The organism is Pseudomonas sp. 3MAES_34.3B (assembly GCF_058145875.1).
The window spans coordinates 5067079-5087204 of the sequence record NZ_CM176960.1; the positions used below are offsets into that span (position 1 = coordinate 5067079).

Annotated in this window: 18 protein-coding genes; 1 reads left to right on the plus strand and 17 read right to left on the minus strand. The window is 63.1% G+C overall.

The genetic code is table 11. The features are described from left to right. Positions 1-30 precede the first annotated feature (30 nt). Positions 31-1296 carry an MFS transporter gene (locus AC3Z8Y_RS22760; protein ID WP_490087665.1) on the plus strand — a complete coding sequence of 422 codons (1266 nt, stop codon included), beginning with the start codon at positions 31-33 and terminating at the stop codon, positions 1294-1296. Between the two features lie 24 nt (positions 1297-1320). Here AC3Z8Y_RS22760 and AC3Z8Y_RS22765 read toward each other — a convergent pair whose 3' ends face one another. The 17 genes from AC3Z8Y_RS22765 to gltB all read right to left on the minus strand — a co-directional run bounded on the left by AC3Z8Y_RS22765 (position 1321) and on the right by gltB (position 20102). Then, positions 1321-1692, minus strand: a complete 372-nt coding sequence (locus tag AC3Z8Y_RS22765; RefSeq protein WP_225776006.1) for a NirD/YgiW/YdeI family stress tolerance protein — start codon at positions 1690-1692, stop codon at positions 1321-1323. Positions 1693-1753: 61 nt separating this feature from the next. After that, a complete protein-coding gene (locus AC3Z8Y_RS22770; RefSeq protein ID WP_490087666.1) occupies positions 1754-2200 on the minus strand; it encodes a type II secretion system protein M in 447 nt (148 codons plus the stop codon). Continuing rightward, a complete protein-coding gene (locus AC3Z8Y_RS22775) occupies positions 2197-3246 on the minus strand; it encodes a hypothetical protein (RefSeq protein ID WP_490087667.1) in 1050 nt (349 codons plus the stop codon). Before AC3Z8Y_RS22775 ends, AC3Z8Y_RS22770 begins: the two co-directional genes overlap by 4 nt. Beyond that, on the minus strand, positions 3243-4079 hold the full coding sequence (locus AC3Z8Y_RS22780) for a type II secretion system minor pseudopilin (protein ID WP_490087668.1): 837 nt from the start codon (positions 4077-4079) through the stop codon (positions 3243-3245). The genes AC3Z8Y_RS22775 and AC3Z8Y_RS22780 overlap by 4 nt, the downstream gene beginning before the upstream one ends. Beyond that, positions 4076-4615: a type II secretion system protein GspJ gene (locus AC3Z8Y_RS22785; protein WP_490087669.1), complete on the minus strand. Its 540-nt coding sequence runs from the start codon at positions 4613-4615 to the stop codon at positions 4076-4078. Before AC3Z8Y_RS22785 ends, AC3Z8Y_RS22780 begins: the two co-directional genes overlap by 4 nt. Further along, the gene (gene gspI / locus AC3Z8Y_RS22790; RefSeq protein WP_490087670.1) at positions 4612-4947 is read right to left on the minus strand and encodes a type II secretion system minor pseudopilin GspI; all 336 of its coding nucleotides are present in this window, start codon (positions 4945-4947) and stop codon (positions 4612-4614) included. Before gspI ends, AC3Z8Y_RS22785 begins: the two co-directional genes overlap by 4 nt. Then, a complete protein-coding gene (locus AC3Z8Y_RS22795; protein WP_490087671.1) occupies positions 4944-5417 on the minus strand; it encodes a prepilin-type N-terminal cleavage/methylation domain-containing protein in 474 nt (157 codons plus the stop codon). The genes gspI and AC3Z8Y_RS22795 overlap by 4 nt, the downstream gene beginning before the upstream one ends. After that, entirely contained in the window at positions 5414-5851 is a 438-nt protein-coding gene (gspG, locus tag AC3Z8Y_RS22800; RefSeq protein WP_490087672.1) for a type II secretion system major pseudopilin GspG, read from the minus strand. The genes AC3Z8Y_RS22795 and gspG overlap by 4 nt, the downstream gene beginning before the upstream one ends. Next, positions 5852-7048, minus strand: coding sequence for a type II secretion system F family protein (locus tag AC3Z8Y_RS22805; RefSeq protein WP_490087673.1), 1197 nt, complete (start codon positions 7046-7048; stop codon positions 5852-5854). Further along, positions 7045-8475, minus strand: coding sequence for a GspE/PulE family protein (locus tag AC3Z8Y_RS22810; RefSeq protein ID WP_490087674.1), 1431 nt, complete (start codon positions 8473-8475; stop codon positions 7045-7047). Before AC3Z8Y_RS22810 ends, AC3Z8Y_RS22805 begins: the two co-directional genes overlap by 4 nt. Further along, positions 8468-10219, minus strand: a complete 1752-nt coding sequence (gspD, locus tag AC3Z8Y_RS22815) for a type II secretion system secretin GspD (RefSeq protein WP_490087675.1) — start codon at positions 10217-10219, stop codon at positions 8468-8470. The genes AC3Z8Y_RS22810 and gspD overlap by 8 nt, the downstream gene beginning before the upstream one ends. An 89-nt stretch (positions 10220-10308) precedes the next feature. After that, positions 10309-10815: a hypothetical protein gene (locus AC3Z8Y_RS22820; RefSeq protein ID WP_490087676.1), complete on the minus strand. Its 507-nt coding sequence runs from the start codon at positions 10813-10815 to the stop codon at positions 10309-10311. Continuing rightward, positions 10812-11318: a cytochrome b gene (locus tag AC3Z8Y_RS22825; RefSeq protein WP_490087677.1), complete on the minus strand. Its 507-nt coding sequence runs from the start codon at positions 11316-11318 to the stop codon at positions 10812-10814. The genes AC3Z8Y_RS22820 and AC3Z8Y_RS22825 overlap by 4 nt, the downstream gene beginning before the upstream one ends. A 56-nt stretch (positions 11319-11374) precedes the next feature. Further along, a complete protein-coding gene (gbpA, locus tag AC3Z8Y_RS22830) occupies positions 11375-12829 on the minus strand; it encodes an N-acetylglucosamine-binding protein GbpA (protein WP_490087678.1) in 1455 nt (484 codons plus the stop codon). Between the two features lie 134 nt (positions 12830-12963). Beyond that, a complete protein-coding gene (hemE, locus tag AC3Z8Y_RS22835; protein WP_490087679.1) occupies positions 12964-14028 on the minus strand; it encodes a uroporphyrinogen decarboxylase in 1065 nt (354 codons plus the stop codon). 96 nt (positions 14029-14124) lie between these two features. Continuing rightward, positions 14125-15546 carry an FAD-dependent oxidoreductase gene (locus AC3Z8Y_RS22840; RefSeq protein ID WP_490087680.1) on the minus strand — a complete coding sequence of 474 codons (1422 nt, stop codon included), beginning with the start codon at positions 15544-15546 and terminating at the stop codon, positions 14125-14127. 107 nt (positions 15547-15653) lie between these two features. Beyond that, positions 15654-20102 carry a glutamate synthase large subunit gene (gene gltB, locus AC3Z8Y_RS22845; RefSeq protein WP_490087681.1) on the minus strand — a complete coding sequence of 1483 codons (4449 nt, stop codon included), beginning with the start codon at positions 20100-20102 and terminating at the stop codon, positions 15654-15656. Positions 20103-20126: the final 24 nt, after the last annotated feature.

Genomic DNA, 20126 nt, shown 5'->3' on the forward strand with positions numbered 1-20126 from the left:
TTAATCCCGTATTTCTCAACGAGGCCTCTCTTGAAAACCGCCGTGGCCGAACCCGTTCGCCCTGTTGCCGCTTCATCCGCCCCGGGCGCGGAACGCTGGATCGAGAAAGGCACGCCGTTGTTCCTGCGCACCGTACTGGCATTGTTTTGTGGCGGCTTTGCGACCTTTGCGTTGCTGTATTGCGTGCAGCCGATGATGCCCCTGCTTTCCAAGGAATTCTCCATCAATGCCGCGCAGAGCAGCCTGGTGCTTTCCGTGTCCACGGCCATGCTTGCGATCGGGTTGCTGATTACCGGGCCCATCTCGGACCGGGTCGGCCGCAAGCCGGTGATGGTGACCGCCCTGTTCAGCGCGGCGTTGTGCACTATGGCCAGCGCGCTGATGCCCAGTTGGCCGGCGATTCTGCTGATGCGGGCGCTGCTGGGCCTTTCGCTCAGTGGTGTTGCGGCGGTAGCGATGACGTACCTGAGTGAGGAGATCCATCCGGAACACATCGGCCTGGCGATGGGCTTGTACATTGGCGGCAACGCCATTGGCGGAATGTCGGGGCGGCTTATTCTCGGCGTATTGATCGACTACGTGAGCTGGCACACAGCAACCCTTGTGGTCGGTGGGCTGGCCTTCGCCGCTGCGGTGGTATTCGTGAAGGTGCTGCCGCCTTCGCGAAACTTCACCAGCCGCGCGCTCAACCCCCGTAGCCTGCTGGACGGGTTTGTGGTTCATTTCCGTGACGCTGGCCTGCCGTGGCTGTTCCTCGAAGCTTTCTTGCTGATGGGGGGCTTTGTTACGTTGTTCAACTATATTGGCTACCGTTTGCTGGCCGATCCCTACGATCTAAGCCAGGCAGTGGTGGGGCTGCTTTCGATCGTTTATCTCGCGGGCATCTACAGCTCGGCGCAAACCGGGGCGCTGGCGGACAAGTTCGGGCGGCGCCAGGTGTTCTGGGTAGCAATCGCGGTGATGCTGTTCGGGCTGGTGCTTACCATGCTCCCGTCGCTGGCGGCGATCCTTCCCGGCATGCTGATATTCACCTTTGGCTTTTTCGGGGCGCATTCGGTGGCAAGCAGCTGGATCGGCCGCCGCGCCACCCATGCCAAGGGCCAGGCATCTTCTCTGTACCTGTTCAGTTATTACCTGGGCTCCAGCCTGGCTGGCACACTGGGGGGCGTAGCCTGGCATTACGGCGGCTGGAACGGGATTGGCACGTTCATTGGTGCCCTGCTGGTCCTGGCACTGGCGGTAGCGGTGAAGCTAGCGCGCCTGCCAGTACTTCCGGGCAACAAAAAACCGGCCTAGGCCGGTTTTTGCCGAACGCTGCAGTTACTGGACGATTTCCACACGGTGGACGTCGACCTCGCGGCCGTCGCTGTCCACATCGACTTCGCCAACGAGCCGCACCTTCTGCTTGTCATCGACGGATGCATTGGTAGGCCATTGATCATCGTCGATCTCTACCTTGATGGTCCCGCTTGCATCGCGGAATTCGTAGTTGTCGCCCTTCAGGCGATGCGTGATGGTGCCTTCGAGCACTACCCGGGCATCATCCGCGGCCTGATTCGCTGCCTGCGCGGTATTGATCACGCCAGCGGCAGTACCTGCAGCGCCGCCATTAGGGCCGGTGTAGCCGCCAGCATGGCTGAAGGCGCTTGCGGCCAACAAAGGCAGGCAGATCGAAAGATAACGCAGCTTCATGGTTGAACCCTCATCGCTGTATTGGATGAACACAGCGTAGTGAAACCAGATGAAGCCAAGCTTAATCCGGCGGGGCCAGGCCAGAGATGGCCATGATCAGCCGTAGCCGGTCGCCTTCCCGGGCGAGCTTGATCGTGTCGAGCGTCAGGTCAGCGCTGTCGAGGCGCTCGAGCCACGGCCACAACGTAGCCGCAGCGCCTTCCAGGGTGAGCTGCGCGCGGCCCGTGGAAACATCGATGCGTTTCACATCTATGCCGGCCTCGATCAAGGACGCATGAAGCTGCTCCGGGGTGAACGCCTGCCTGGATGCTGGCTGAGCCGGCGCGTTCGCCAACTGCCTGGCCAGTGCCACGTGCTCGGTTTGAGCCGCCCTGGCCGCTTCGCTGCGCCATTGCAGCGGTAGCCACGCGAAGCGCCACAGCAACGTGGAGGTCAGCAAAGCGGCCGCCAGCAGCAACGTCAGCCGCTCGCGCCCTGAAAGCCGCTGCCAGTGCATCCAGGCACTCATGATCCGATCTCCTCCAGGCTACCGTGCCATCGGCCTTCTTCGGCCGTCATCTTCAGCATTCGCCACTGCTTGCGGTTAAGGTGAATGTCCTCCAGCCGTTGCGCGCTTACACTCAGGCGCCAGCGCTTGTCGGCGCCCCGCTCGATGGTAAGCACCCGTACCCCTGGCGTTGCGTCCAACTGCTGCAGCAACGCCACAAGCCCGGGCAGCGAACTGTTACGTGCGTTCCCGCTAGCGCCAGAGAGCCGGGCCAGCAGCGCCGGCCCCGGCAGTTGACCCGGGTACAGCTCGGCCAGGCGTTGTTCGTTACGGTGCGCCAGGGCCAGGTTGCCATCGATCAGCGCGGAGCCCACTCGGTACTCGGCGGCGCACACCAGGCCGAAAGCGCAGGCGGCTATTGCCAGGGTGGCCGCCCAGGGCCAATGTGCACGCGTGTTTCGGCGTTCAAGCAGGTCCAGCCCCGGGGAGCGCTGCAGCGTGTCCCAAAGGGTGCCGGGCGCTTCCAGCCGAGGGATGGGCTGATCGGCGTCACGTTCAAGAGCGCCCAGCCAGGCTTCGCTGGCCGCCAACCTGGGCAACCCCTTGCCGCCGACCAGCCAGCGCCCCGCGATCCAAACAGCGCCGGGCTGAGATGGAGCGCAGCAATCGGCATCAATGTACAAGCCGATCATTGTAGGCAGCGCTTTGCGTAGATATTCCACCAACGCGTGATGAGCTTGCCCGTCGGTTATCCACAGTTCATGGCGGCTGTCCGCATGCCATTGACCACGCCAGGCGCACAGGCTCTCGGCAGGCTGGAGCAGTTGCTCCTCAAGCTCGAACAGCATGGCCTCGGGGGTTGGTTTGCTGCGGTGCCGCCAGGGTGCACAAAGGTGCCAGCCAAACCGCTCCATGGGCAGCAAGACCTTCACCGGTTTGCCTTCAAGCGTACGGGCGCAATCACCCAGGGCGGTTTGGGTCACGCCCTGCGCGTTATGCATCAGCCAACACGGCTGCGCATCGAGGGTCTCGGTGGGCTGGGGCAGTATGTACAACCAGGTTGTCATGGTGATGGCGCCTCTTCGTCAATTGCGCGTAGCCAACGGCGTAGCACCCGCGGGCGCCCGTCGGTAGCAGCCAATTCCACATCGGCAAGCAAACGCAGGCGGCGTCGATCTGCCTGGGCTGCCAGCTCAAGGCGGAACCAGCGGCTACCGACGGCCAAGTCGCCGGCTTGCACGGGCAGGCCTTGCAAGGCAGGTTGACTGCGCCAGGCCTGCACCGTCGCGAACCCCTCGGAAGGCCGCCCGCGCTCCAGGCGCAGCGCAACGTCCATGGGTATGCCGAGGCTGGCCAACACAGGCGCTTGCACGGTATTGACGTTGATCCGCGCAGCCTCGGGCATCCATGCGGCATAAGGCGCAAGCCGCGCCAACCATGTGCGGCTAACGCCAGGTAGCAGGCGCGCCTGGCTCAGATCGCGCCATGCAGGCAGCGACCCTTCAGGCCATGAAACAGCCTTGAGCTCAAGCACCTGCAGCAGCCGCTCGAACTGCTCAATCCCGCTTGGCCGCGCAAGCCATTCAAGGTTGAAGCGCCCCGCCAGGTCGGTAACCGCACCCTGTAGATAAATGCCGTCTTTGAGGGTCCAGGCCTGCGGTTGGGCCCAGGGTTGGCCAACGTGCACGACTCCAGGCCGTGAGCCTTCCCAGCTTGGCAACTGGGCCAGCAGCCGCGCTTCGCCTTCGAGGAGTGCCTGGCGCAGGCGTATTGTCTCAAGCTGCATGGTTGTGGCGGCGAGCATCACCCGCTGTTGTCGCACAACCCCTTCCAACAGCAGCAACGCCAATGTGAGCACCAACAACACGCTGAGCAGCGCCATACCCCGTTGCTGCCTCATCGGCCGCGCCCTGGCCAGCGAAGCAGGCGGGTCACGGTGCCGAACAGCGAGTGTTGGACGGTCAAGCGTAACGCGGCAGGGCGGCAGGGTGCCTCGCAGGCATCCAGCCACTGATTGTCCTTGCCCAGCACCTGCCAACGGGCAGCCTTGATCCCACTCAGCAACCGCCGTTGCGTAACCGCGCCGTTATCACCCCGAGCATGCCGCCACAGTTCGCCGTCACTGAACTGATAGCTCACCTGCTGCAGCTCGCTGCGCGGAAGGTCCAGAGGGTTGCGCCAGCCCGCGCTGCCGAAGGTCAGCTGGCGCCTGTCCAGGTACAGTGGGCGGTACCAGGTGACGGCGTGCACCGCATCGTGGTCCAGGGCGGTAAACGTACGTTGCAGTTCACGCAGCGACTGGCTGCGAGTGGTTAAAGCCAGTTCCGCCCGCCAAGCCAGGTCGAACAGCTTTGAACAGGCGATACCGAGCAAGGCGAACAATGCGAGGGCAATCAGCAGCTCCACCAACGTAAAGCCGCCCTGGTTATTGCTCACGGATGCGACCCCGACCAGGTAGCCAAGGCTTCGCCACCTGGCGTTTCCTGCAGCACTATGGACAGGCCACCTGCGCCCTCGGGCCGTTGCTGCAACCACCATGTGTTCCCGGCAAACGTGAGTACCAGGCCTTCGGCGCGGGGCGATACCAGCCCCAAGGCCAAGGCCTGAAGGTGATTATCCAAGGCAATACTGGCGAACCAGCGCGCCTCCAGGCGTTGCTGATTGAGGGTGCTCCATTGCGCGGCGGACACCACCGCCGCCGCCAGCGTTGCAAACACCGCCAGGGCTACCAGCAGCTCCATCAAGGTAAAACCCCGCTGGCGCTTCACGGTTGCAACTCAGGATCAGCGGAGCCATCGGTACGGAGCACCCCGACGCTTTGCCCCTGCCATCGCAGGTGTAGCTCAAAACTGTTCAATTCATCGCTGGCCAGCGCGAGCAACTGTGGCGTAGCAGGCAGGGTTGCAGGCAGCAGCACAACCTGCCCCTCTACTGTGAGCTGCCAAGCTAGCCCCGCACCCAGCGCGCCGGCAGGAGGCAGCGCCGTCCACTTACCTTCCCGCAGCGCCATGGCTTGCCAGCCAGCCTCGCTCAAGGCAATGCCATACTGGCTGTCCAGCAACACCGCCTGTTCGCGCAACGCGCTCAATCGGGCGCCCAGTTCAGCCAAGGCCTGGCGGCCTTGGCGGTGAGGATCGGGGCCCATGGCAAGGCTTGCCGTGGCAAGCACTGCTCCGATTACGGCCATCACGATCAACAGTTCAAGCAGCGTGAAGCCGCGTTGTACCAGCGGTTTCAAGGCGCCCAGGCCTCAAGGTCGGCAGCACCCCCGGTGCCGCCGGGCTGCCTGTCCGCGCCGAGCGAGCTCAACTCGAACCCGGCGTCCGTCACGGCGTAGCGGTACTGGCTGCCCCAGGGGTCTACCGGCAGTTGCCGCAAATAGCCCCGCAGGCTCCAGTTCGGCGCAGGCGGGTCGCCTTGCGGGCGGGTGACCAGCGCTTCTAGCCCTTGTTCGGTACTGGGGTAGTGGCCGTTATCCAGGCGATACATCTCGATGGCAGTGGCGATGGCTTTTAGATCGCTGCGGGCGGCGGTGATCTTGGCCTGCTCGGGACGGTCCATGAATTGAGGCACGATCAGCGCGCCGAGCACGCCGATGATGACAACGACGATCATGATTTCAATGAGGGTAAAGCCGCGCTGGGCCGCCCGTGGCAGGTGCAATGTACGCATTCAGGTTACCAACTGGTTGAGGCTGAGGATGGGAAGCAACACGCCCATCACGATGAACATGACCACAAGCCCCATCCCCACCAGCATCAAAGGCTCGAACAGGCTAAGCATCATGGCGATACGGTTGGCGAGGAGTTTTTCCTGCTGGTCGGCGGCACGGTGCATCATCCCGGCCAGGTTGCCGGACTGCTCCCCGCTGGCGATCAACTGCAGCATGAGCGGGCTGATGGTTTTCGTGCCTGCCAGCGCCTGGGCGAGCGCACCGCCTTCAGCCACCCGATCCACCACACCCACGAGGCGATCTCGAAGCGCCAGGTTTCCCAATACGGCGTTGGCAATTCGCAGCGCTGGCAGCAATGGCACGCCACTGCCCAACATGATTGCCAGGGTGCTGATATAGCGGGCGCTTTCGGCATTTCCCAAGGTGGGGCCGAGTAACGGAACACGCAGGAACAGGCTGTCCAGCCGTCGCCGGGGAGCGGGCTTGCGCAACAATATCGGGCCCGCCATTGCCAGCAAGGCCATCAACGCGACGAGCCAAGGCCAGGCGATCCCGAGGAACCCCGTAAAGCCCATCAGCCACCGTGTTGGCCATGGCAGTGCCTGGCCGCTTCCGGTAAACAGCGCGAGAATATCCGGCACCACATAGCCCAGCAGAAACGCCACGATCACCGAGCTCACCAGCAGCAATAACGCGGGGTACACCAAGGCCGTGCGGATACGCTGACGAGCAAGCTGCCGCGCTTCGAGGTGGTCTGCCAACTGCTCCAGCACCTGCCCCAGATGCCCGGATTGCTCGCCGGCTTCCACGGTGGCGCGATACAGGTTGGAAAAGACCCGGGGCTGGGCGGCCATGGCCGAAGCCAGGCTGCGGCCTTCTATCACACCGCCTAGCACCCCCTTCAACACCTTGGCCGTGGGGCTGTCGTGCATCTGGCGGGTCACGGCCTCAAGGGCGCTTGCCAGCGGCACCGTAGCTTGCAGCAAGGTCGCGAGTTGGCGCGTGGCGAGGGCAAGCTCAGCACTTGCCACCCTTACCTTTCGCCCATGCGGGCCGCCACGGGCCACGCGTATATGGCGCGGCACCCAACCGCGTGATCGCAACTGCTGCCGCAGCGCGGCCGAACTGACAGCGCTTTCCAGCCCTCGATGAATGCGGCCCTGTGCATCTTCGGCACGGTAGCGGTAATGGTTCATGGCCCTACTTCCACCACGCGACGCACCTCGGTCAGGCTGGTGAGCCCGTCGGCTACTGCCTGCAAGCCTGCTGCGGCGAGGCCTGGCGCCTGCTGTCGGGCCAACGATTCGAGCTGTTGCTCACTCGCGCCATCATGGATCGCCAGCATGAGCGATGAATCCATCTCCACCAGTTCATATAGGGCCATCCGCCCCCGATAACCATGGCGGCAGTGCTCGCAACCTACCGGCGCGAACCCACCGCTGGCATGCGGCTGCTTGCAATGGACACACAACAGCCGCACCAGCCGCTGGGACTGCACCGCAGTGAGGCTGGAGGCCAGCAGATAGGCATCTACCCCCATATCAAGCAAGCGGGTAACCGCCCCTACGGCACTGTTGGTATGCAGGGTCGACAGCACAAGGTGGCCGGTAAGCGAGGCCTGGATGGCCACCTCGGCCGTTTCCCGGTCCCGGATTTCGCCCACCATCACCACGTCCGGGTCTTGCCGCAGAATGGCCCGCAACCCCCGCGCGAAGGTCATGCCCGCCGCCGTGTTCACGGGCGACTGGCCTATTCCGGGGAGGTGGTACTCCACCGGGTCTTCCACTGTAAGGATGTTGCGTGCCTGTTCGCGCAAACTGGCCAGGGCCGCATAAAGGCTGGTGGTTTTTCCTGAACCCGTGGGGCCGGTAACCAGGAAGATGCCGTGGGGCCGCGCCAGCACCCCTTGCAGGCGCTCTAGCCCACGGCCCGGAGGCATGATGTGTTCCAGGCTGACCGGCACGGCGTTCCTGTCGAGCAACCGCAACACCACCCGCTCGCCTTGCACGCACGGCAATGTGGATAGGCGTATGTCAATGTCGTGCCCGGCCAGGCGCAGCGCGATCCGGCCGTCCTGGGGAACCCGCTTTTCAGCGATATCCAGCCCTGCCATCACCTTGAGCCGTGACACCAGCGAAGAGGAAGCCTCACGGCGCGCCCGCAAGGCTTCTCGAAGGTGCCCATCCACGCGCAGGCGCACCACCACTGCGTTTTCCTCGGTGTCCAGGTGAACATCCGAGGCGCGCTCGCGTACCGCCTGCGCCAGCAGCGCGTTGATGAGGCGAATGACCGGCGCTTCGGCCTCGTCCTCAAGCAGGTCCAGGTTATGCGGCAGCTCTACTGCCAGTTGGTTGAGGTCCTGATCGTCATTCAGGCGCTCGGCAACCTGTCGCGCGTCGTGTTCGTCGCCTTGGTAGTGGCGGGCCAGGCGCTGCGCGAACGCGGTGTCGTCGAGCCGTTGCAGGCAAGGCTCCTGGCCCAGCCAGCGGCGTACCTCGGCACATACTTCCCAACCGGGCTGGCCACGGCATACCAGCACAGGCGCGGCAGCGGTCCCTTCGAGCAGAACGCCAGCGCGCGAGGCGTAGCGGAACGGCATGGGCGGCAACGACGGCTCAGTCATGTGAACCCGGCGCCCCCTCGAACAAGCCCTGCGCTTCAGGGGGCACGCGCCGGCCACTAGGGTCGTCGATCACCTCTGTTTCGGTTTGCCTCGCCCTTTGCAGTTGCCGCTCGGCCAAGGCCGATTGCGCTACGGCCTCGCGCATCACCGTCGGGCGCAGGAACACCATCAGGTTGGTCTTCACCTGAGTATCACGCCGCCAGGTGAACAGCCGGCCCACCCAGGGCAATCGCTTGAGCCCGGGTACGCCACTTTCGGTCTGGCGTACGCTGTCCTTGATCAAGCCTCCTAATACGATGATCTGGCCATCCCGCGCCAGGATGGTGCTTTTTACACTGCGCTTGTTGGTGATCAGGTCCTTCACAGCGGGGTCTGTGGTGGGCGCGACCTCCGAGTTCTCTTGTTCAATCTCCAGCCGCATGGCATCGCCGTCGTTGATATGGGGGCGGATCTTGAGTTTGATGCCTACGTCCCGGCGCTCTACCGTGGTGAAGGGGTTGTCCGAGCCACTGTTGCCAGTGGTGTAACTGCCCGTAAGGAAGGGGACGTTCTGGCCCACCAGAATCTCCGCCTCCTGGTTATCCAGGGTCATCAGGCTGGGGGTGGACAGCAGGTTGCTATTCACGTTGCTGGCGAGCGCCGACACCAGCAGCCGAAAACGATCATTGCCCAGCCGCAGCAGGCCACCGTCGGGTAGATCCAGTTCTTCGGCGAGCGTACCGATCGGGCTGATGCCCGCCCCGGGGAAGCTGCTGGAGCCCCCAAGGTCGCCGCCCTGCAGCCCCCACTGCACGCCCAGCGCCTGGCTGGTGTCGCCACTGATCTCGACGATAGCGGCCTCGATCATCACTTGAGCGCGGGGCTGGTCAAGTTGGCTGACCAGTGCCTGCATCGTACGAATAGCCTTGGAAGGCCCGATCATCACCAGGGCGTTCTGGCTTTCGTCGGCACGTACGGTCGCTGACTGGCCTGCGCCGGAGCGATCCCGTGGCAGCCCTTCGAGTGGTTCACCTGCCTGTTGGCTGAGCGGGTCGAGCACTTCGGCCAGCTGTCGCGCGTCGCCATGCCTGAGGTGTATCACGGCCGCATTGCTGTCACTGCTGCGGGGTACATCGAGGCTCAGGGCCAAGGCTTTGAGCCGCTCGCGCAGCGCGGGCGGGCCCAGCAGCACCAGCGCGTGGCCAGCGGGATCGGCGATTATCCGGGAGCTTTCTTCACCCTTGCGAGCGGTGGCTCGTTCCAGCAGTGTCGCGAGCTCACTGGCGTCCGCATACTTGAGCGGTAACACGTCATGCCCGGCCTGCTCACCGTTGTCCAGATCCTGAGCCAGTTGCGACAGGCGCCTGGCATTGGCCGCAGTATCAGTAATGACCAGCGCATTGGCCGAAGCCGACGGCCCCACGTAGCCATGCGCGGAGGCCAGCGGTTTGAGCAACGCTGCCAGGTCGGCTGCTTGTGCGCTATGCAGGGCCAATACCTGCGTGACTACGCCCATGTCGGTGCGGCTGGCGGCACGCGCCTTCGCGTCGGCAGCCGGAACCACCAGCAAGCGGCCGTCTTCTTCCACGGCGGCCAGCCCCCTGCTTTCCAGCACGGTGTAAAACAGCTCGCGCACCTGGTTACGATCCAGGGCCTGGTCCGAGTGCACGGTAAGGCGGGCCTTGGCCCTTGGGTCCACGATCGCGGTCAGGCCCAGGATGCCGGCAACTTCGGTCGCAACATCCGCGACCTCGGCGTCTTCCATGGATAGCATCCAGGTATCTGCCCGTAAGGGTGCGGCAGTGCATACCAACAACGTTGCCAGCGCGAGAGATAACAACTGTGGAGCATGTTTCATGAGTGTGGCTCTGCAGAGGGAGCGGAACGCAGGTAGCGCCTTGTGCCAGCAGCCGGTGGCCTATCAACCGCTTCGAAAGACGGACGGCTCGCAGTGGCCTGCCGTAAAGGCAGCACAACTTCCTCGCCACGTTGCCAGAGCACGGCGCCCCTGGCGTTTACCCGGCGAACCTGGCTCCCGTCCGGGAGCCTGTCGCCTAGGCGGTACGCCTGCACGAGGCCTGCGTGCTCCACCAGAATTCGGGATTGCTCCCCCGCTACAACGCAGGCCTTGAGCTTGAGCGCCGTGCGCGCCTGCGCAAGCGGCGGGTTCGAAGGCAGGTCGAACAGCCGTGCCACCACTTGGGGCGCAAGCGTCGCAGGCGTGGACACAGATTTGGCGATCATCGGGGGGGATGGCGTAGTGGGTAACGGCGCGTGCCAAACGCGATAGACAAGCCAGCCAGCGCCCACCGCCACTACCACCGGCAATGCCCACCACTTGTGCCGCGTGACTGTGCTCACAACATCCGGCCCAGCACCGACTGGCCCTTGAGCGCATGTTTTACCACCGCTGCAATATGCAGCCCGACCAGGGCCGCCAGCACCGCGCAACTTGCAATGTGCAGGGCGTGGAAGAACCTGGTAAGTGCAGGATCCTTGATTGGCTGCGGCAAGGTGAACCAGTCGAACACCACGATGGGACGTTCCATCATGAGCACGCCTGTAAGCAGCACCACACCGATCGTCAAATAGAGAATCACATGCACCCAACCCACAAGGCGTGTTGTCAGCGGCTGGGGTTGCGGGTGTGGCATGCGACGGCGCCACGCCAGGAAGCATCGCCAGGCGAATACAGGAATGAGCAAGGTGGTCAGGGAGACGTTGATCCATCCGGCCAAGCCTTTGATTTCCGGGCTGACCGGAGCCAGCGCGACATAAAAGCCGGTGAACAGCGCCCACAGAATCACTATGGCCGAGAGCCAATGCAGCAGCTTCTGCGAACGGGAATAGGTTTTGGTCGTCACGGATATGTCCTCGACCACCCCGGCAGCGCGCCGGGGTGGTATCGCCAGGGTCGCTGTCAGCGAGCGATCCAGGCATCTTCCCAGTGGCTGCCGGTGCCCGGCTCATACTGGGTAGCGTTCAGGTTATAGATGTTGCACCAGCCCTCGGCAGGGAACGGCTTGCACTCGTACACGCGCTCGTCCTTGGGCTGAAGCACGCGGGTGCCGGCCTTGTAGGTGCCAAGCCCATTCGGGAACACCTGGTCGTAATCCGCGGCGCCGTCGCCGGTGAGTTCCACAGGCTCGCTCACTTGCAGGTTGGCGCGGCCATCTTCGGTGCTGCCGATCACATTCAGGGTGTAATCCCCTGGCATGCCACGCACATCCAGGCTGATTGCGCTGTCACCGGGCTCAACCGCTTGGCGGATGCTGCCGACGGCCTTGTGGTTGGCGTCATAGAGGCCGGCCTCGATATTCAGGCGGCGGTTGGTGCTCACTGTAAGGCCCAGCTCGGCCTGGCCTTTGACCAGCTCGTAGTTCGGCTGCAGGTTTTGCAACGACAGCCGCGCTTCGGTATCTGGCTTGAGGTCGAATGCCATCTGGTAGTTGTCCACACCCGACTCTGCCTTGGCGTAGATGCTGTTGGCACCCCGCACAGGCTCGATCTCGCCGTCACCATTGCGGGCACCGGCCCGGATCAGCCCTTGGGTTGTATTGATCTTCGTGGCAAGGTCGAACGCCCAGTTCGCGGGCTGGCCCTGCTGGGCCGATTCGATGTCCAGCGTTACGCTGTGTTCAGCGCTTTCAGTGCCGCTGCGGAAAGCCCGAGCAGTGACCTTGTCGCCTGGCAACAGCACCTGGACGGCAGGAATGTTGGCAACGCCTTGCCAGCCGTCGATGGGGGCCGGGCCGGCTTCGGCGGTAATGTCCACATCGGCTACGTTGTAGAACGCGTTGTCCGTATCGCCAACGGTCCAGATGGCATAGATAGCGTGGTAGCCAGAGCGGTCCGCCGGCAGTGTGCATGGGTGCTTGTGCAGAAGCGGGCCACCCGAGCCGGCCGGGCCGTCGATGGGTACTTCATTGTTCGTTTCGATACTGCAGAAAGGCTCGGCATCGAATGAGGCGCGGGTCAGCGGCTCATTTGGATTCCAGCCCTGCCGGGTAATGTAGTACTCGAACCTTGTAGCCGGGTGCGCGGCTGTGAATAGCCAATCAAAAGTGATATCGCGTTTGGCGAGCTCAGTCTTGCTCCAGCGGCCGGCGGATTGGACATCCAGCGCGGCGCCCAGTGACTTGCCACCACTGGCCAGTTGGCCATCGGCAGGTCCGGAGGCAGGGAAACCTTTGGCTGTTTCGCCGACACTGTGCGGTTCGTACTGGGCCGGCCCGCAGCTGGCGTTAACACCCTGCTGGCACAGCGCAGCGCGCGAGGGAGGATAAGACAAATAGCCGTGCGCCATTGCCTGCCCAGCGACCAGGCCAGCACATACGGCCATGGCCAGCTGAGTAGGCCGGAAAAATCCTTTCATGAAAAAGTCCTCGGAAGTCACGTTGCTCCAAGCGGACGGTTCCGCCAGAGGACGCGCAATCTAAGGCCTGGCGCGCCGGACTTCTCTAGGACTTGCTCTGAAATACATTGCTGGCGGTCGATACCGCCAACAAGTCAGCCGTGGTAGGTCGCCGACAGTTCGTGCACCGCTTCGATGAATGCACCGGCGTGCGCGGGATCGACTTCCGGGGTGATGCCATGCCCCAGGTTGAACACGTGCCCGCTGCCATGGCCGTAGCTTGCAAGAATACGCGCAACCTCGGCACGGATGGCCGCAGGCTTGGCGTAGAGCACGCTGGGGTCCATATTGCCCTGAAGCGCCACCTTGTTGCCTACCCGCTGGCGGGCCTCGCCAATGTCGCACGTCCAGTCCAGCCCCAGCGCGTCGGCGCCGGCGTCCGCAATGGATTCAAGCCACAGGCCACCGTTTTTGGTGAACAGGATGACCGGCACCTTGCGGCCCTCGTGTTCACGAATCAGCCCGCTGACGATCTGCTTCATGTAGGCCAGCGAGAAGGTCTGGTACGCCGCGGACGACAGGTTGCCGCCCCAGGTATCGAAGATCTGCACGGCCTGTGCGCCGGCGAGAATCTGGCCGTTGAGGTAGGCGGTAACCGACTGCGCCAGCTTGCCCAGCAGGGCATGCATGGCTTCTGGCTGGTCGTACAGCATGGCCTTGGTTTTGCGGAAGTCCTTGGAAGAGCCACCTTCGACCATGTAAGTCGCCAGGGTCCACGGGCTGCCCGAGAAACCAATGAGCGGCACCCGGCCGTTGAGTTCGCGACGGATCGTGCTCACCGCATCCATCACATAGCCCAGGTCTTTTTGCGGGTCGGGAATCGGCAGGGCTTCGATATCGGCGACGGTGTCGATCACCTTGCGAAAACGCGGCCCTTCGCCCGTTTCGAAATACAGCCCCTGCCCCATGGCATCCGGAATGGTAAGGATGTCCGAGAACAGGATGGCGGCGTCCAACGGGTAGCGTTCCAGCGGCTGAAGGGTGACTTCGCAGGCGAAGGCAGGGTTCATGCACAGGCTCATGAAGTCGCCGGCCTTGGCACGGCTGGCACGGTATTCCGGCAGGTAGCGGCCGGCCTGGCGCATCATCCACACCGGGGTAACGTCTACCGGTTGCTTGAGCAGGGCGCGCAGGAATCGGTCGTTCTTCAAGACAGTCATGAGGGCATCCGCAAAAAAAGTGCGGGCATTTTCTCAGACACCACGACAAAAGGCACGGCGTTGCACCGTGCCTTTTATCAATCGCCTCGATAGCACTTACAGCTGAAGGTAATCCATGATGCCTTCAGCGGCGGTGCGACCCTCGTAAATGGCGGTTACCACCAGGTCCGAGCCACGCACCATGTCACCGCCAGCGAAGATCTTCGGGTTGCTGGTCTGGTGCCGGAACTGACCGCCGGTAGCTGGCGCGATGACCCGGCCCTGGCTATCGAGCTGGATCTCGTGCTGGTCGAACCACGACGCCGGGCTGGGGCGGAACCCGAACGCGATCACAACGGCATCGGCCGGCAATACTTCCTCGGAGCCTGGAATCGGCTCCGGGCTGCGCCGGCCGCGCGCGTCGGGTTCGCCCAAGCGGGTCTCCACGACCTTCACGCCTTCAACCCGGTCCTCGCCGACGATGGCGATAGGCTGGCGGTTGTAGAGGAACTTCACGCCCTCTTCCTTGGCATTCTTAACCTCGCGGCGCGAGCCCGGCATGTTTGCCTCGTCGCGGCGATAGGCACAGGTCACGGTCTTGGCGCCCTGGCGGATGGACGTACGGTTGCAGTCCATGGCGGTATCACCCCCGCCCAACACCACTACCCGCTTGCCCTTCATGTCGATGAAGTCTTCCGGGGTTTTTTCGAAGCCCAGGTTGCGGTTCACGTTGGCAATCAGGAAATCCAGCGCGTCGTGCACGCCGGGCAGGTCTTCACCAGGGAAGCCGCCCTTCATGTAGGTGTAGGTACCCATGCCCATGAATACGGCGTCGTACTCGGTGAGCAACTGCTCCATGGTGATGTCTTTGCCCACTTCGGTGTTCAGGCGGAACTCGATCCCCATGCCGGTGAAAATCTCACGCCGATTGCTCAGCACGGTTTTTTCCAGCTTGAACTCAGGGATGCCGAAGGTCAGCAGGCCACCAATTTCGGGGTTGCGGTCAAACACCACCGGCGTTACGCCGCCACGTACCAGCACGTCGGCACAGCCCAGCCCGGCAGGGCCGGCGCCGATGATTGCCACGCGCTTGCCGGTTGGCTTCACCTTGGACATATCCGGTCGCCAGCCCATGGCGAAGGCGGTGTCGGCAATGTACTTCTCTACCGAGCCAATGGTCACGGCGCCGAAGCCATCATTGAGGGTGCAGGCACCTTCGCAGAGGCGATCCTGCGGGCACACACGCCCACACACTTCAGGCAGAGTGTTGGTTTGATGTGCCAGTTCGGCGGCGGCGAGGATATTCCCCTCCGACACCAGTTTCAGCCAGTTGGGAATGAAGTTGTGCACGGGGCACTTCCATTCACAGTAAGGGTTCCCACACCCCAGGCAGCGGTGGGACTGCTCTCCAGCCTGCTGCGGCTTGAGGGGTTCGTAGATTTCCACGAATTCCTTCTTGCGCTGGCGCAGCAGCACCTTTTTCGGGTCCTTGCGGCCGACATCGATGAACTGGAAGTCGTTACTCAAGCGTTCTGACATAAGCGCCTCTCGGCGCAGCTTCAAGCGGCAAGCTTCAAGCTGCAAACAAATTCTCGGTTATCGCGGGCGGCTTGAAGCCTGTGGCTTGAAGCTCGCCCGCTCGGGCGTTACTGAGGGTTGGCAATGGTGCTGGACAACAGCGACTTGAGGCTGGCGGCCTTGGGCTTGACCAACCAGAAACGTCGCAGGTAGTCGTCCAGGTTTTCCCAGAGGTTACGGCCCCATTCACTGTCGGTCTCAGCCACGTATTCGGCCAGCACCCCTTCCAGGTGGCTGCGATAGGCTTCCATCGCTTCACCGCTGATGCGCTGGATTTCCACCAGCTCATGGTTTACCCGGTCAACGAAGGTGTTGTCCTGGTCCAGCACATAAGCGAAGCCACCGGTCATGCCGGAACCGAAGTTGTAGCCGGTTCGGCCCAGTACGCACACGAACCCGCCGGTCATGTATTCGCAGCAATGGTCGCCGGTACCCTCCACTACCGTGTGGGCACCGGAGTTACGCACTGCAAAACGCTCACCTGCGGTGCCGGTAGCGAACAGCTTGCCGCCAGTGGCGCCGTACAGGCAGGTGTTGCCGATGATGGCGCTGTCCTGGGTTTTGAACGGGCTGCCTTTCGGCGGCACGATCACCAGCTTGCCCCCGGTCATGCCCTTGCCCACGTAGTCGTTGGCGTCGCCTTCAAGGTACAGGTTCAAGCCACCGGCGTTCCATACACCGAAGCTTTGCCCTGCCGTGCCTTTGAAGCGGAAGGTCACCGGCGCGTCTGCCATACCCTGGTTGCCATAGCGCTTGGCGATCTCGCCAGACACGCGCGCGCCAATGGAGCGGTCGCAGTTGCACAGGTCCATGGCGTACTCGCCACCGGTACGGGCTTCGATCCCGGCCAGCGACAGTTCGACCATTTTTTCAGCGACCAGGCCCTTGTCGAACGGCGGGTTGCGCTCGGCTTCGCAGAACTGGGGCTTGTCCGCGGGGATATGATCGCTGCCCAACAGCGGGGTAAGGTCCAGGTTCGCCTGTTTAGCGGTTTCACCGGCCAGCATTTCAAGCAGGTCGGTACGCCCGATCAGTTCACCCAGGCTGCGAACGCCCAAACGGGCCAGCCACTCGCGGGTTTCTTCGGCCACGAAGGTGAAGAAGTTGATCACCATGTCCACGGTGCCGATGTAGTGATCCTTGCGCAGCTTTTCGTTCTGCGTGGCTACACCCGTAGCGCAGTTGTTCAGGTGGCAGATGCGCAGATACTTGCAGCCCAGCGCGATCATTGGTGCGGTGCCGAAGCCGAAGCTCTCGGCGCCGAGAATGGCCGCCTTGATCACATCCAGGCCGGTTTTCAGGCCGCCGTCGGTCTGTACCCGTACCTTGCCGCGCAGGTCGTTCCCGCGCAGGGTCTGGTGGGTTTCCGCCAGGCCCAGCTCCCACGGGCTGCCCGCGTACTTGATGGACGTGAGCGGTGATGCGCCGGTGCCGCCGTCATAGCCGGAAATGGTGATCAGGTCGGCATAGGCCTTGGCCACGCCCGCGGCGATGGTGCCCACGCCTGCTTCCGATACCAGTTTCACCGATACCAGCGCGGCCGGGTTCACCTGCTTGAGGTCGAAGATGAGCTGCGACAAGTCTTCGATCGAATAGATGTCGTGGTGCGGCGGCGGCGAAATCAGGGTCACGCCAGGTACCGCATAGCGCAGCTTGGCAATAAGGCCGTTAACCTTGCCCCCCGGCAACTGGCCGCCCTCGCCTGGCTTGGCGCCCTGCGCAACCTTGATCTGCAGCACTTCGGCGTTTACCAGGTACTCCGGCGTTACACCGAAGCGGCCGGTAGCCACTTGCTTGATCTTGGAGCTGCGCACGGTCCCGTAGCGGGACGGGTCTTCGCCGCCTTCGCCAGAGTTGGAGCGCGCACCCAGGCGGTTCATGGCCTCGGCCAAGGCTTCGTGAGCCTCCGGCGACAGCGCGCCAAGGGAAATGCCTGCCGAGTCGAACCGCTTGAGGATTGCTTCCAGCGGCTCGATGTCGGCCAACGCCAGAGGCTGCTCGGCCTCGCGGACCTTGAGCAGGTCGCGCAGCATCGACACCGGGCGCTGGTCGACCAACGCCGTGTATTCCTTGAATTTCGCGTAGTCGCCTTGTTGCACGGCAGCTTGCAGCGAGTTCACCACATCAGGGTTATAGGCGTGGTATTCACCGCCGTACACGAACTTCAACAAGCCACCCTGCTGGATTGGCTTGCGCGGGCTCCAGGCTTCGCCGGCGAGCGCTTTCTGCTCCGCCTCCAGGTCGCTGAAGCGCGCGCCCTTGATGCGGCTGGCTACACCACGGAAGCACAGGCCGGTGACCTCATCGGCCAGGCCTATGGCTTCGAACAACTGCGCACCGCGGTAGGAAGCAATGGTGGAAATACCCATCTTGGACAGGATTTTCAGCAGGCCCTTGGTGATGCCCTTGCGGTAGTTCTTGAAGACTTCGTACAGGTCGCCAAGCACTTCGCCGGTGCGGATCAGGTCGCCCAGCACTTCGTAGGCCAGGAACGGGTACACGGCGGACGCGCCAAAGCCGATCAGTACAGCGAAATGGTGTGGGTCACGGGCGGTAGCGGTTTCCACCAGGATGTTGCTGTCACAGCGCAGGCCCTTTTCGACCAGGCGGTGATGCACCGCGCCCACGGCCATGGCGGCGTGAGCAGGCAGCTTGCCTTGAGCGATGGCGCGGTCGCTGAGCACGATCTGGGTATTGCCCGCGCGCACGGCTTCCTCGGCCTGATCGGCGATGTTACGGATAGCCGCTTCCAGGCCCAGGCTTTCGTCATAGTTGAGGTCGATCAGCTGGCGCCCGAAGCCATCTCGCTCCAGGTTCATCAACGCGCGCCACTTGGCAGGCGAAATGACTGGCGAGCTGAGAATCACCCGCGAAGCATGCTCCGGAGACTCCTGAAAGATGTTGCGCTCGGCGCCGAGGCAGATTTCCAGCGACATCACGATCGCTTCGCGCAGCGGGTCGATCGGCGGGTTGGTCACCTGCGCGAACTGCTGGCGGAAGTAATCGTAAGGCGTGCGCACACGCTGGGACAGCACCGCCATCGGGGTGTCGTCGCCCATCGAGCCCACGGCTTCGTAGCCTTGTTCACCCAGTGGGCGCAGCACCTGGTCACGCTCTTCGAAGGTGACCTGGTACATCTTCATGTATTGCTTGAGGCGATCCGCGTCGTAGAAGTCCGAGCCATGGTCGTGGTCGTCCATCTTCGTCTGGATGCGCAGCGCATGACGGCGCAGCCACTGCTTGTAAGGGTGGCGCGACTTCAGGCGATCATCGATGGCGTTGGTGTCCAGGATCTGGCCGGTTTCGGTGTCCACGGCGAAGATCTGGCCCGGGCCTACGCGGCCTTTGGCGATAACGTCTTCAGGCTTGTAGTTCCACACGCCGATCTCGGACGCCAGCGTGATGTAGCCATTGCGCGTGGTCACCCAGCGCGCCGGGCGCAGGCCGTTACGGTCCAGCAGGCACACAGCGTGGCGACCTTCGGTCATCACCACGCCAGCCGGGCCATCCCACGGTTCCATGTGCATGGAGTTGTATTCATAGAACGCCCGCAGGTCGGGGTCCATGGTTTCGACGTTCTGCCAGGCTGGCGGAATCAGCATCCGCACGCCCCGGAACAGGTCGATGCCGCCGGTGACCATCAACTCAAGCATGTTGTCCATGCTGGAGGAGTCCGAGCCAACGCGGTTTACCAGCGGGCCGAGCTCTTCGAGGTCGGGGATCAGTTCGTTGGCGAACTTGGTGCGCCGCGCAAGCGCCCAGTTGCGGTTGCCGGTGATGGTATTGATTTCACCGTTATGGGCCAGGAACCGGAACGGCTGCGCCAGAGGCCATTTGGGCAAGGTGTTGGTGGAGAAGCGCTGGTGGAACACGCAGATCGCGGTTTGCAGGCGCTCATCGCTCAGGTCCGGGAAAAATGCCGCCAGGTCGGCGGGCATCATCAGGCCTTTATAAATGATGGTCTTCTGCGAAAAACTGCAGATGTAGTGATCGGTGTCCTCGGCATTGGCCACCGACGAGCGGCGCCGGGCACTGAACAGCTTGATCGCGAATTCCTGGTCGGTGAAGCCCTCGCCGCCTACGAAGACCTGTTCGATCTTGGGCAGGCGTTCCAGGGCAAGGCGCCCCAATACGCTGGTATTGATGGGCACCTGACGCCAGCCGATCAGCTGCAGGCCAGCCGCGAGGATCTCGCGGTTCATGTTTTCACGCGCGGCTTCGGCACGGGCGTCGTCCTGATTCAGGAAGACCATGCCCACTGCGTACTGGCGTGGCAATTCAGCGCCAAAATGCTCCTTGGCGATGGCTCGCAGGAACAGGTCTGGCTTCTGCATCAGCAGGCCGCAACCATCGCCCGTTTTACCGTCGGCGTTGATACCGCCGCGGTGGGTCATGCAGGTCAAGGCCTCGATGGCCGTCTGCAACAGGTTGTGGCTAGGCTCGCCCGTCATATGGGCAATGAGGCCGAAGCCGCAGTTGTCCTTGAATTCCTCGGGATGGTACAGACCTGTTTTCATAGACACTTTCTCACCAGGCTTGCC

Bases quoted from the DNA above. Each gene is read 5' to 3' on its own strand.
- AC3Z8Y_RS22765 (WP_225776006.1), bottom strand. From the start codon at position 1,692: ATGAAGCTGCGTTATCTTTCGATCTGCCTGCCTTTGTTGGCCGCAAGC.
- AC3Z8Y_RS22770 (WP_490087666.1), bottom strand. From the start codon at position 2,200: ATGAGTGCCTGGATGCACTGGCAGCGGCTTTCAGGGCGCGAGCGGCTG.
- AC3Z8Y_RS22775 (WP_490087667.1), bottom strand. From the start codon at position 3,246: ATGACAACCTGGTTGTACATACTGCCCCAGCCCACCGAGACCCTCGAT.
- AC3Z8Y_RS22780 (WP_490087668.1), bottom strand. From the start codon at position 4,079: ATGAGGCAGCAACGGGGTATGGCGCTGCTCAGCGTGTTGTTGGTGCTC.
- gspG (WP_490087672.1), bottom strand. From the start codon at position 5,851: ATGCGTACATTGCACCTGCCACGGGCGGCCCAGCGCGGCTTTACCCTC.
- AC3Z8Y_RS22805 (WP_490087673.1), bottom strand. From the start codon at position 7,048: ATGAACCATTACCGCTACCGTGCCGAAGATGCACAGGGCCGCATTCAT.
- AC3Z8Y_RS22810 (WP_490087674.1), bottom strand. From the start codon at position 8,475: ATGACTGAGCCGTCGTTGCCGCCCATGCCGTTCCGCTACGCCTCGCGC.
- gspD (WP_490087675.1), bottom strand. From the start codon at position 10,219: ATGGAAGACGCCGAGGTCGCGGATGTTGCGACCGAAGTTGCCGGCATC.
- gbpA (WP_490087678.1), bottom strand. From the start codon at position 12,829: ATGAAAGGATTTTTCCGGCCTACTCAGCTGGCCATGGCCGTATGTGCT.
- hemE (WP_490087679.1), bottom strand. From the start codon at position 14,028: ATGACTGTCTTGAAGAACGACCGATTCCTGCGCGCCCTGCTCAAGCAA.
- AC3Z8Y_RS22840 (WP_490087680.1), bottom strand. From the start codon at position 15,546: ATGTCAGAACGCTTGAGTAACGACTTCCAGTTCATCGATGTCGGCCGC.
- gltB (WP_490087681.1), bottom strand. From the start codon at position 20,102: ATGAAAACAGGTCTGTACCATCCCGAGGAATTCAAGGACAACTGCGGC.